General features: G+C 36.8%; 12 protein-coding genes. All 12 read right to left on the bottom strand.

Features of this window, described 5'->3' with window-relative positions; translation table 11 throughout:
- Positions 1-6: 6 nt before the first annotated feature.
- The 12 genes from AC5KOD_RS06750 to AC5KOD_RS06805 all read right to left on the bottom strand — a co-directional run bounded on the left by AC5KOD_RS06750 (position 7) and on the right by AC5KOD_RS06805 (position 11,562).
- The gene (locus AC5KOD_RS06750) at positions 7-819 is read right to left on the bottom strand and encodes a magnesium transporter CorA family protein (protein WP_496913777.1); all 813 of its coding nucleotides are present in this window, start codon (positions 817-819) and stop codon (positions 7-9) included.
- A gap of 173 nt (positions 820-992) precedes the next feature.
- Complete coding sequence (locus tag AC5KOD_RS06755; protein ID WP_496913778.1) at positions 993-1,976, bottom strand: ADP-ribosylglycohydrolase family protein; 984 nt, start codon at positions 1,974-1,976, stop codon at positions 993-995.
- Positions 1,976-3,907, bottom strand: a complete 1,932-nt coding sequence (locus AC5KOD_RS06760) for a beta-glucoside-specific PTS transporter subunit IIABC (RefSeq protein ID WP_496913779.1) — start codon at positions 3,905-3,907, stop codon at positions 1,976-1,978. The genes AC5KOD_RS06755 and AC5KOD_RS06760 overlap by 1 nt, the downstream gene beginning before the upstream one ends.
- Positions 3,908-4,022: 115 nt before the next feature.
- Positions 4,023-4,853: a BglG family transcription antiterminator LicT gene (gene licT, locus AC5KOD_RS06765; protein ID WP_496913780.1), complete on the bottom strand. Its 831-nt coding sequence runs from the start codon at positions 4,851-4,853 to the stop codon at positions 4,023-4,025.
- A gap of 190 nt (positions 4,854-5,043) precedes the next feature.
- Positions 5,044-5,886 carry a PTS system mannose/fructose/sorbose family transporter subunit IID gene (locus AC5KOD_RS06770; RefSeq protein WP_496913781.1) on the bottom strand — a complete coding sequence of 281 codons (843 nt, stop codon included), beginning with the start codon at positions 5,884-5,886 and terminating at the stop codon, positions 5,044-5,046.
- Positions 5,870-6,640, bottom strand: a complete 771-nt coding sequence (locus AC5KOD_RS06775) for a PTS mannose/fructose/sorbose/N-acetylgalactosamine transporter subunit IIC (RefSeq protein ID WP_496913782.1) — start codon at positions 6,638-6,640, stop codon at positions 5,870-5,872. The genes AC5KOD_RS06770 and AC5KOD_RS06775 overlap by 17 nt, the downstream gene beginning before the upstream one ends.
- Positions 6,641-6,666: 26 nt before the next feature.
- Positions 6,667-7,140, bottom strand: a complete 474-nt coding sequence (locus AC5KOD_RS06780) for a PTS sugar transporter subunit IIB (protein ID WP_496913783.1) — start codon at positions 7,138-7,140, stop codon at positions 6,667-6,669.
- Positions 7,133-7,879 carry a BtpA/SgcQ family protein gene (locus AC5KOD_RS06785; RefSeq protein WP_496913784.1) on the bottom strand — a complete coding sequence of 249 codons (747 nt, stop codon included), beginning with the start codon at positions 7,877-7,879 and terminating at the stop codon, positions 7,133-7,135. Before AC5KOD_RS06785 ends, AC5KOD_RS06780 begins: the two co-directional genes overlap by 8 nt.
- Before the next feature lie 14 nt (positions 7,880-7,893).
- Positions 7,894-8,304, bottom strand: a complete 411-nt coding sequence (locus tag AC5KOD_RS06790) for a PTS sugar transporter subunit IIA (protein ID WP_496913785.1) — start codon at positions 8,302-8,304, stop codon at positions 7,894-7,896.
- Between the two features lie 14 nt (positions 8,305-8,318).
- The gene (locus AC5KOD_RS06795; RefSeq protein ID WP_496913786.1) at positions 8,319-9,050 is read right to left on the bottom strand and encodes a GntR family transcriptional regulator; all 732 of its coding nucleotides are present in this window, start codon (positions 9,048-9,050) and stop codon (positions 8,319-8,321) included.
- A gap of 914 nt (positions 9,051-9,964) precedes the next feature.
- Positions 9,965-10,714, bottom strand: a complete 750-nt coding sequence (locus tag AC5KOD_RS06800) for an ABC transporter permease (RefSeq protein WP_496913787.1) — start codon at positions 10,712-10,714, stop codon at positions 9,965-9,967.
- Entirely contained in the window at positions 10,711-11,562 is an 852-nt protein-coding gene (locus AC5KOD_RS06805) for an ABC transporter ATP-binding protein (RefSeq protein WP_496913788.1), read from the bottom strand. Before AC5KOD_RS06805 ends, AC5KOD_RS06800 begins: the two co-directional genes overlap by 4 nt.
- Positions 11,563-12,189 lie beyond the last annotated feature (627 nt).

The raw sequence follows: 12,189 nt of genomic DNA on the forward strand, positions 1-12,189 counted from the left end.
TTTTGCTCAAACGGTAACGGCATGTTCATACAAAAAAACGGTCACAATTGTTGGAACTGTTAATAAAATAGATAGTACAGTCAAAATCTTCATCGTATCATTCAAATTATTATTTAATACATTATTATACGTACCAGACAAACGTTCTAAAACTTGAGACGTCAGCTGGCTCATTTCAACTAATTGTCCCGCTTCAATAAGCATATCATCAAGCTGCTCTTTTTCCACATCAGTCAATTTCCGATAAATAGCATTAGTCTTCAATGGCTCTAATAATACCGCATTTTGCTTTGTCGCAGACATATAATAAGCGACCCCTGTTTCAAGGTCAGATAGCGCTAATAGATTTTTTTTCGTCGTTTTCTTCTTCAACATACTATTGATATAATTTGGTTCCTTATTCATTTCTTCAATCATTGGAAAATAATTATCCGTAATAATAAACAACGAAGAAAAAACAAAATCAAAAATTGAAACATCGGGATTTTTTTCTAAATACTTCTCCATATGAGGGATGATGTACGAATTATCTTCATTAGAAATCGTGACTACTTGATGATCTTTAAGCAAAAAGGTCATCGGGATTGCCTCACAATGATTATCATCTTTTCTTTTTTTCGGCACATTATAAATCAATATTAATGTCTCTAATTCGTTATCATACTCAACCCGTGCTCGTTCATTTTTGTCTAAAGCATAAGAAATAATTTCATTGTCGATCCCGTACTCTTTGTATAAATCGGATCGATTATCAAACACACTAGAGTTTATATTAATCCAGGAATTGTTCCCTTCGGCGAATTTCTTTTCTGTCACCATCTATTTTCCTCCTCTACTGACTCTGGGCTCTCTAATAGCCTCTATGAAACTAATTCTTACTTACTTATAGCACCAAATAAACTGGAATCAAGCCACAGAACGAGTTCGACAAAAAACTACTCTCAATTAATTACAATCGAGAGTAGCTCAATATCACTAATATAGTTAATATTTTAGACTAAAAAGGGGAAAATATCCTCAGTTAACTGATCAAAATCAATCTCATTAACAGTTTCAATTTTAGCGACTAATTCCTTAGAGATAACTGGGTTCATTCCTCCACAAATGCTACAGCTGATCGCACCAATTGTATCCGTATCCCATCCTATTTCAGCACTTAACTTCGCTGCTTTAAATGGGTCTCCCTCAGCCAACTGAACTACTGCAAAAACACTCGGAATGGTCTCAATGGTTTCCATCCCTGTCCCAATTTCATTATAAAGTCTGCTTAAGATAATCTCTTTATCAGTCTCATCAGAAAGAATTTTTTGAGCAGCTTTCATTCTAAAGGATAAAAAAGCTGATGGGAAATCATGGCCATAATTACTGGCAACTTCAATGGCTTTATAAGCAATATCCCAAATATCTGAGATAGAGTTTCCCCCTTGTACAACATAGCTAATCGCCGCTGCAACAGCACTTGCACCTTGAATCGCAATAGTTGAATTATGGGTCGGCAAGCAAATTTGATGCACTTTTTCAACCAAACTCGTTAAGTCCTTATAATCACTAATTAGACCAATAGGTGCAATTTTCATTGAGGCACCATTGGTTGTACCAGATATGCCTATTTTTTCAATCGGTACACCTTTAGAAATTTGATCCAAAGCCCGTAATGTAGAAGGCCCAGATACAAATTCCGATACACCAGAATTTGTGTTCCAATCAACTAGTTCAGCAATATAATCCTCCACACTAATCTGACCTTTATTTTTCTTAATCATGTTAACCATCATCAAAATATTGATAGTATCATCGGTAATGGAACCAGCCACCAATTTTCGACCAAAAGTATCTGACTCATCCGAGGGCAACAACTCATTTACCCCATTCGGATGAATTCTTTTTATTTTTTCTTGTGACCAACACTCGGTTGGCATCCCCATGGCATCGCCTAAAGCTCCGCCAGCCAAAACACCCCATACACGCTCTTTCATTAATATACGCCCTCCAGTTTTGTGCTCTCACTTACGTTTGCACGATTAAATGGGATCACTGTCATTATTTTTTTACCAGTTTTTATATATTCATTTTGTTCAGGTATCACGGTTAAAAATTGCTGGGTATTGGTTACGACTACCATTGTTTCAGGATTATATCCGGCATTAACCACTGCGGCAATATCAATCTTTGCCAACGCTTCTCCTAGCAACACCTTTTGTCCCTGTTCCACCAGCACTTCGAGCCCTTGCCCCTTTAGCTCCACCGTATCAATTCCGACATGAATTAATACCTCTATCCCACTATTTCCAACGATTCCAATCGCATGTCCTCCTGGAAAAATCGTCTCAATCGTTCCTGCTATTGGAGATACTAAATTGCCATTCTTTGGCGTAATCACGACACCTTCACCCAATTCCTTTGATGAGAATGTATTATCTTGTGCCAGTTCAATTGACCGCATCTCCCCTTCTATTGGCGCAGCAACTATTTCAGGATTGATTAACGCTTCTTTGGGTTGATCAAGCCGATCGTCCTGTTCCTTGAAAGTAAAATAAGTCAATGCAAAAGCAACAATCATTGTCACAGCTGTCGCGAACAATGCTACTAATAAACCGTTTAAACTCCCTGTTTCAGGATTAATAAACGAAACAAACCCTAAAACTCCAAAAGCAAAAGCGTACATTTTTGTTGAAAAAACAGCCAATATTAGCGAGCCCACCGCGCCACCAATCATGGAAAAAGCAAACCGTTTTTTCACTGGTAAACTAAACCCGTAAATCGCTGGCTCAATAATACAAAATAAACCAGAAATCATTGCTGGAACTGCTAACGTTTTTTGTTCCTTTGAACGCGTCTTTAAAAAGACCGCTAAAACAACAGCCGTTTGGGCAAAATTAGCGGTAAATGACATTGGAAAAATGTAATCCACACCACTTTGAGCCAGATTATTAATACCAATTGCACTCATCGGCCAGTGTAAACCAAAGATAACTAGCGGTTGATAAAGGGTTCCAACAACGACCGATGTCAAGACTGGTGATACTGCGTATAAGCCTGAAACTCCTGCAGAAATCAATGAGCTCAGTACATTAGTAATAGGCCCCACAATTAAAATAGACAGAGGAAACGTAATTAAGATTGTTAAAAAGGAATTAAGATTATGAGCCAATAAATCAGGAACAACCTTCTTTAAAAATCGCTCTACTTTAGCACCAAGAAAGGTAATAAAAATAATGGGAATAACAGAATATTGATAACCATTTGCCGGAAAGAGGATTGGTAATCCAAAAAAGGTATTGTGAATAGGTGTTTGAAAAATAGTTCCTTCAAACAGCGTATATAAAACCTTATCAGTCAATAATCCCGTCATCAGTTCTGGAATAACCAACGTCGCACCTAAAATCATCCCTACAAATGGGTTGAGTTTGAAAGCTTTGGCACTTGTATACCCCAATACAACCGGTAGAAAATAAAACGCCGTTTGTCCCATTGCATGTAAAATAATATAGGCGCCATCAGTCGTACTTAATAAGTTTGTTACAGTTAATAATGCCAATATCCCTTGAAGTAACCCTGACGCCGTTAAGATGCCCAAAACTGGCGTGATAACTTTAGTAATAATCTCAATCAACCGATTAAGTCCACCCTTTTTCTCTTCCTCAACCTCTTCAGTTTGAAGTCCCAAAGTTTGTTGCATAACAGCAAATACATCTGCTACATGAGTTCCAACTACAACCTGATAGCGCCCTCCAGCATACTGTGCTGTCATGATATCTGGAGAAGTAAGTAGCTCCTCTTCATTGATTACTTTATCATCTTTCAGCGTAAATCGTAATCTTGTCATACAGTGAGTCACACTTAAAATGTTTTCTTTTCCTCCTACATTTTTAATAATGAACTCTACCAACTGCTGATACTTCTGCATCGTTCTCTGCCCACTTTCTCTTTTTATTTTAAAGCACTATAAAAAGGCAACACTCAAATAAGAGAGCATAGCCTCTTATTTGGGTGTTGCCTGATTAGTCAGTTACAATCCCTGTTTATTTAATTAGTCGCTGCACATGCAACGTTAAATACATTTTTTCTTCTGGAAAAATCTCACAAGTCAATTTTTCCTGAATATATTTTGCAATGATTTCAACACACTCGTTCGCCTTAGGATAAAGTTCAATCACTTGACTGAGCATTTCTGGTGTCCCTTTTTCTCTTGGGGAATTACTAGAAATTCGTTGCAAGAAAAACCTCAAATGAGTCACAAATCTAAGATAATTTAATGACTCTTCGTTCAAGGTGATTGACAGCATATCTTCTAAAATCAATACGACCTTTTTTAATATCTCAGTGGACATCACTGTATAATCAATATCATTTTTTTCCTGACCATTCACAAAATGTAAGGCAATAAATCCTGCTTCATCCTCCATCATATGAATATTTTCATAATAGGAGATTGTTTTCAATGACTTCAATGCCGCTTGGTACTCTCGTGGATAAAATTTCTTTATCTCAAGTAGCAAGGCATTTTTTATCTCATGTCCACGTTTGTAGCGGCTGATTGCATAATTAATATGGTCTGCCAAACCAATATATGCCATTTCATCAAAGACTTGTCCGAGCTCTGTTTCAGCCTCCTTGACGACCTGAGTCACTAAATCTAAATGATTAATAGGCACGTCATTTGTCAGCTGGATAAACCTATTAGTTACCTCAGGAGAATCCACGATGAATGTTTTCTCAATTTTCGACTCATCAATGAGTTGCCCAACTTTACTCCCAAACGCAATACCACGTCCAATTAAAATTCTCTCTAAGCCTTTAGAGTCATTGACTAGGACAGTATTGTTGTTAAATACTTTTTTTACACGAAGCAATAGTTATCACCCATCTGTCGGTTACGTTTACATGACCAAATTATAATCATTCAATTTTAAAATGTCAAGGCAGTTTAAAAATTTCATTCAGTTACTATTCCCGTACCACTTAAATAGTTAATAAAAATATACATTCTCTTCATCTATGCCAAAAGAGGTTCGGATAACCTCCGAACCTCTTTTCCTATTTTTAAGCAATCCCCAAAGCCGCAACAAGAATCGACAAAACAATAACACCAACCAATAACGTTGTCGTCTTCATCTTCTTCCCTAATAACCAATAAATAACTAAGAAAAAAACAGCAGGGAAAAAGCCCAACATAATTTGATCGACAAACTCCTGCAAAGGTTGCGCTATATCGCCTGAACCAACCTTCGCCGTTAACTCAAAAACCACATTTGAAGCCGTCATCCCGCCAATAACCATCAAACCTAGCATAGAGGCACCTGTTGTAATTTTCTCTACAATTCCGCTATCACCTAAATCACTAAAAAATTTAGCCCCATACTGAAACCCTTTGCTTAAGCACAAATATCTCAAAATGAAATGAGGGAGATTAATAATCAATAAGAAGATGATTGGTCCAAAAACATTGCCTTGATTTGATAAAGAAATGGCTACTCCAGAAGCAATCACCTTCAACGTTCCCCAGAAGAATGAATCACCAATCCCCGCAATAGGTCCCATTAAACTTGATTTCACCGCATTAATACTAGCAGGATTAAATGACTCATTTTTACTGTTTTCTTCCTCCATCGCTGCCGAAATACCAAACAATAATGTCGAAATATGAGGTGTCACCGACATAAATTCCAAATGTCTTTCAAGGGCTTCTTTTCGCTCTTCTGGATCTTCATAGAGACGTTTAATAATCGGCGCCATCGCATAGCCATATCCCATATTTTGCATTCTTTCATAGTTCCAAGAAGAATCCAGCGTCAATGACCGTAAGAATACCGAACGAAAATCCTTTTTAGTAATCGAAGATTCAGAAGAGATTGTTTGCTCTTGCTGATTAGAATTCGTTGTCATCTACCATTACCTCCTTTTGTTCATTTTGGGCAAAATTATTAAAAATGAGTACAACTACGATGCCAAACAGCGCGATCCCAACAACCGTCACATTCAGATAAGCTGCCAATAAGAAACCCAATAATAAGAAAGGAATCATTTTTTTCGTCATCATCATTCGTGCTAACATCGCAAAACCAATAGCTGGAATAACTCCTGCCGCAATATCTAACCCATGAGTAACAAACTCAGGGACAAACGATAGAATCTTTTCAATGACTGGGACCCCTAAATAAAAACCTAAGGCAACAATCAACGAAAGAATAAGTTTATTCCCAATCCCAGCAATTACCTGAATCCGTTCAACCCCTTTAATATTTCCTTTAGCTGCATGCTTATCAGCAATATGACTTGCACCAGTCAATAAAAAGGTCATTTGTAAATTATCAATCAATAAGACCAACGTCGCAATCGGAACTGCCAAAACAACTGCACTCGAAACCGATTGACCACTCATAATGACATAAGACGTCGCTATAATTGTTCCCGAAACAAAGTCAGGCGGGTTACTCGCTCCCACTGGAAAGGCTCCCATAAACACCAACTCCAATGTAGCCCCTAATTTTATTCCTGTTTCCAAATCTCCTAACGCCAATCCGACTAACGGCGCTACCACAATCGGCCGGTTCCACATCGTGGAACCGAACCAACTATGCATGTAGGCAAAAAAGGCAATCAAGAACATCAATATCACTTTCATAAACGTAACTTCCATTGTTTTCTCTCCCCATCATTCATTTCTTAAGGCAATAGTTTTTCAATCTCTGTTGCCTTATCATCCGGCACTAACTGAACTATTTGTTGAATCCCCAACTTCGTCATTTCCTTAATCAATTCAATGTCTTTTTCTGATAAATGAACCGCCTTAGAAACTTGGATGCGATCCTCTCCATTTTTCATTCCACCTAAGTTAATTTCTTTAATTGCTGGAACCTGTGTGGCTAGTTGGTAAACATCCTCGATTGACTCACACAAAATAAATAACTTATATTTGTCAGTCACACCTGAATTCAACGCTTTAACTGAGTCCTCTATGGTCTTCATCACTAATTTAACCCCTGATGGCTTTGCCATCTTCATCGCACTCATCTTCAATGAATCTGCCATTAATCCATCACTAGCGATTAAAATACAATCTGCATCTAAAAATTTTGTCCAAGTAAACCCAACTTGACCGTGTATTAATCGATGATCAACTCTGACTTTCTTAATCATTTAATTCACTCCTTAATTCTTTTACTATAGCCATAAAATTCGCCACATACTCAGCACAAATATCGCCTGTATCTTTTCTTGTATCCTTGAAATAACTACCGACAATAGCGGCATCACAAATGGTTAACTGTTCCTTCACATTATCCTCAGTCACCCCAGCAGCAACTATTAAAGGGAAATCTGGTAACTCTTTTCTAAACAAATTGATTTTTTCCATTGATGTCGCTTGACCTGTCGCATTTTCAGTTACTGCAATCGCATCACATCTAGATGTCGCAATTTCAAGATCCTCTTCAACCGTCTTTTCAGATAGCACTGGTTGATATTTGAAACGAACCCCACCAATTAATTGAGCCTGACATTCTTGACGATATAAATCAAAAAACTCACTTAACGAGGCTTCATCTCTCGGTTTGACATGACCAACAACCGAATCAATTTGCATAAATTGAAGATTGTATTTAGTTGCTAAATGAAAGCCCAAAGCATCAAGATTTAAGACATTAACACCAATAGGAATCGTCAAATTTAATGAGGTAATGTATATTAGTGCCTTCTCTAGATGGGTATAATTGCCATAATAATTTTCCATTAAAATGCCGTCTATCTCATTTTTCACATAAATATCAATTTCTTTTTTTGCCCGCTCTGCGATCTCTTCTTCACTGTCGCCTTTTAAGTGAATCACCCCGATAACAGGTTTCTTCTCCTTAAAAATTGTTAAAAAATTTGATTCCATCCTTTGCCACTCTCCTAAAAATCTTCATTTTCCGCTGCTAAAATTTTTACTTCCTTAATTCCTTCTTGTGCATTCACAATAATTTGCCCTAAAGCCGCATTGCTTATGCTCCCCTCTGGTGTCAGCATTATCTCTAAGGCCAAATTTAAGTTAACGCCAGAGATTACTCTGACATTCTCTTGTTTGGACAGTTCAACTAACGAATTAACCACGCTAGCACCATATAAGTCGGCCAATATCACATAATCTATTTCTTGATGTAATTGAACCGTTTCCAGTAATTCCTGAGCAAAATCACTCGCGCTTGCTCCTGGATAAAGACTGTAGGTAACGATAGCTGTTGCCGCTTCTCCGACAATCATCTCAAGGGAATGTTTTAATCCTTTTGAAAAATCGCCATGAGTCGCAATAATTACTTGTCTCATTTTTCCACCACCTATTATTTATTATAAGAACGGATGGCCACTTTATAGACATCGCTCTTCACATACTGTTCATTAAAATAAAGAATCTGCTTGTTTTCATCTACTACCACTTGATTGATTTTAACAAGAGGCTCTTCCTCTTCCACCTTTAAATAAGTTGCAATTTCTTCATCCGCCAAAGCAATTTCAATAACATTATCAAAATACAAGGGAATATAACCGCCATGCACACGCAAGACATCCAAAATAGATTCCTTTTCACGTGCCATTTCTTCCATAAATCCAAAATTATTTCTAAAATAATCAATTTCAAAAATAGCGGCTTCGTTGTCTAACAAGCGGACACGTTCAATCACTATCACCTCTGAATCCTCATCAACTCCTAAATAATTAGCAATTGCCTTAGAAGCCATTTTTCGCTCAATAGAAACTATTTTAGTGCTCGGTTCTTTTTGCATCTTCAATCCTGATTCAGTGAAGCTACCGCCAGCTGTCATACTTTCAACATAGACAGGCATCGCGACAAAGGTGCCTTTTCCATGTTTTTTCACCAAAATATTTTCAGCCACTAACTGCTTAATCGCATTGCGAACAGTCACACGGCTCACCCCATAATTGGCCATCAGTTGTTCTTCAGAGGGAATTTTTTCGCCCACAGTAAATTCATTCGTTTTTATCTTACTTAGTATTTCGTTATACAGTTGGCGATATAAAGGTGCCATAGCGTTAGAATCTAACTTTTTCATACTTCCTCCTTTAATACGTGTTAATACGTCTTATCTATTTGTATTGTAAATCGTTTCCACTTTTCTGTCAATCACTTTTCGAAAAAAATAAATCAATCTAGATCTTAACTGTTTCTTTCTAATTGGATTCCTCATCTAATTAATCCTTATTTAACTAAAGATCCCAATCTTCTTATTTCTTCGCCTTTACGTAAAGACATACTTCAAGAATCAGCTTAACTTACTCCATTCCGTTTGCTCTATAACATATTTCTAAGATTAAGTCATAGAACAAAATAAAGATAAATAATTCACGCTATTGTTTATTCTTCGTCACACTTTTTTCATATTTAGGTTGTATATTATAAATATACCAACAAACAACCCTAACAAAACTTTTTCATTATTTACTCCTCCAAAGTAAATAAAATCTCCTTTAAAAGGCCTCAGCTTTTGCTGAGGCCTTTTATCACGCTTTGCTATTTATAGCTGCTATCATCATTATTAAACTTTGACAATGCATTCTAATAATTCTCTCGCCTCATCTAGTTTTGCAACTTCCTTCCCAATTCAACAGTTGATTTTGCTAATTACCCTTGAGTAGACAACAATTTTCTTCTATTCTAATTCGAACGCTCTCATGACCTCACTATAAGCAGCTTAAAAAAAACAAAAGTTAAAACCGAATAACCGAATCTAATCTATCTCTTAGGTTTTATTGCTATAACAATCTTTACTCCTCTTTTAGACTATAATGCCAGCACCCATTTCGCATTTTAACCCAAAAAAAATATTCAGAGAAATGAAGAAAATACACTCACATTTGATTTTCAAAGAGGATTAAATTAACAAAAGACCCTCAAAATTGAGCGTCTCATTAAATACCTATTTCCATCTTTTTCTATTAGTTATGAACGTGACTCCCCTTAACAAAACTAATCGCGTTCATACCCATTTCGCTTATAAAAGAAGATAAACAAACCAAAAATTAGTAAAAGTTCCCCTATAATTACAGCGATTTGCCCCCAATCAATCACATAGTTTTCCCTACTATTAAACGTCTCTAGCATCTCTGAAAGGACACCTGTATAAAGAAATCCACTAATTTTAGCCAATGTTGGCGTCAAGTTAGAAAACATTGGTACCATCATTAGCACTAGAGCAAAAGGCATCAAGTAGGTATTAGCTGCCATCTGATTAGGAGAAAACATTGCGATTAGCATCCCCAAAATACAACTGGCCAAACTCGCAAGGGAGGTGAAAATCAAATAAACGGGCCAACTAAAATGGCTAAGATTAACCCCACTAATAAAAACAATTGCCACATTTGTTGCAATCATTATGACCAGCGGTGGCAATAAGCTACCTATAAAATATTCCACTCCACTTATAGAGGAGGTCATTAAAGAGCGCAAGGTATTTTTTTCCTTTTCCTCAGCTAAAGGTGTACACGTTAGCATAATGCCCCCCATCGCTATATTCATCAATAACCCCATGTTCAAAACAACACTTAGCATCCCACTTAATTGTGAGGTATCATCAGAAGCCAATTGAGTGTAGACCAATTTATATAAAACAACCATTCCAATAGTCATCAAAGGACCTGTCATGACAGATAAGTTACTAAGGATCATTTTAAGTTTCAGTTTCGTCACTGCTACTAAACGTCTCATTGAAAATGTCATACTAATTCCCTCCCAGTTACTTTAATAAATACATTCTCTAAAGTTGGTTCACAAGAATGTAATGCTTCAATCTTATTTGTTAGCCACCAGTTACTTAATGAAGCTAAGGTATCTTCATTATGAGCCAAGATCTGCTCTTCTTGCCCCTCTAAAAGAACGCGATAAGATTTCTCCTCATTATGCCGTAAACAAATCTCTTTAGGCGTCCCAAATTCTACAATCCGACCTTCATTCAACAACGCCACATAATTACAAAGCTTCGTTGCTTCTTCCATATTGTGAGTGGTTAAAAAGATTGCCATCCCATTCTCCTTTAACTCCATCAATAAGCGATGAATTTCCCCAGCAGTAGCAGGGTCAAGTCCACTTGTCGGTTCATCTAAAAATAATAGCTTAGGAGTATGGAGAACTGCTCTAGCCAGTACTAATCGCTGACCTTGGCCTTTTGATAATTTACTAGCCTTTTGTTTTCGTTGCTCCCAAAGTCCTACTCGTTTTAACAAGTTATTAATAACGGATTTATCTACTGCTAAAATATCCGCATAAACTGACATATTTTCATAAACAGTCAACCGCTCATACACGCCACTGTTATCTGTCACAATCCCAATTTGTTCATAGATCTTTTGATCAATTTTACGAGTGTCTCGTCCCAAAATAGTCGCACTACCACTTGTTTGGATAAGCTGACCGGTAATTATTTTGATGGTTGTGGTTTTTCCTGCACCAGATGGGCCTAAAAAACCGAGTATCTCCCCTTCGTTAAGCGCTAATGAAATATCCTTTAGAGCGGTATGATTTGTATAGCTTTTACCAATATTTTCTAACACTAATACATTTTTCGTCATCCCTATATCCCCTTTATCTAATTTAATAGTTAATAATTACTTCTATTGTTAAATTAGCATATATGGTTGACAAATTGGTTCTTTCTTCCTGAACGGTCCTCATCCTCTCCCAAATGGTCGTTTCGTATACTCACGTACCACTAAGTACGACTTCCTTCAAATCGCAATACCTACTATGACTGTAACTAGTATAAAAACAAGAATAGGGGTTGTGACATAAGTAGTCATGCCCCCAACAAAGAAACGGACCAAAAAATTGGTTCTTTACAATTAATAACTTTATTATACCCTGGTTGATTATTAAATAGTTTCGTTTTTTGAGCCACTATTGACTAGGACATATGTTTGAAAGTTTATCGTCTTTTGGTTTCTGATGTCACCCCAAAAATAAAAAACTTAATTCCAAATTTGCTTGATAAAGCCTTTGAACCTGTTATATAGTCCAATCCATAGCGTGTTCTCTTCTTTTTTTAAACTATTTCATTCTTAAATAATCACTACTATAGTAAAAAGAGGATGAGACTTTTGTCTCATCCTCTTCTAATTTTACGAATATTATGTGACAAACGCGCTCCAAAAGTCTGCTCTCTCGGCAATTTCTCAAAACCCGAGCAATCGAAATTGCCG

Source organism: Vagococcus sp. WN80Y, assembly GCF_059621045.1.

Coding starts and splice junctions, on each gene's coding strand:
- AC5KOD_RS06800 (WP_496913787.1), bottom strand. CDS start 10,714: ATGACATTTTCAATGAGACGTTTAGTAGCAGTGACGAAACTGAAACTT.
- AC5KOD_RS06805 (WP_496913788.1), bottom strand. CDS start 11,562: ATGACGAAAAATGTATTAGTGTTAGAAAATATTGGTAAAAGCTATACA.
- AC5KOD_RS06790 (WP_496913785.1), bottom strand. CDS start 8,304: ATGAGACAAGTAATTATTGCGACTCATGGCGATTTTTCAAAAGGATTA.
- AC5KOD_RS06760 (WP_496913779.1), bottom strand. CDS start 3,907: ATGCAGAAGTATCAGCAGTTGGTAGAGTTCATTATTAAAAATGTAGGA.
- AC5KOD_RS06755 (WP_496913778.1), bottom strand. CDS start 1,976: ATGAAAGAGCGTGTATGGGGTGTTTTGGCTGGCGGAGCTTTAGGCGAT.
- AC5KOD_RS06785 (WP_496913784.1), bottom strand. CDS start 7,879: ATGGAATCAAATTTTTTAACAATTTTTAAGGAGAAGAAACCTGTTATC.
- AC5KOD_RS06750 (WP_496913777.1), bottom strand. CDS start 819: ATGGTGACAGAAAAGAAATTCGCCGAAGGGAACAATTCCTGGATTAAT.
- AC5KOD_RS06770 (WP_496913781.1), bottom strand. CDS start 5,886: ATGACAACGAATTCTAATCAGCAAGAGCAAACAATCTCTTCTGAATCT.
- AC5KOD_RS06775 (WP_496913782.1), bottom strand. CDS start 6,640: ATGGAAGTTACGTTTATGAAAGTGATATTGATGTTCTTGATTGCCTTT.
- AC5KOD_RS06780 (WP_496913783.1), bottom strand. CDS start 7,140: ATGATTAAGAAAGTCAGAGTTGATCATCGATTAATACACGGTCAAGTT.
- AC5KOD_RS06795 (WP_496913786.1), bottom strand. CDS start 9,050: ATGAAAAAGTTAGATTCTAACGCTATGGCACCTTTATATCGCCAACTG.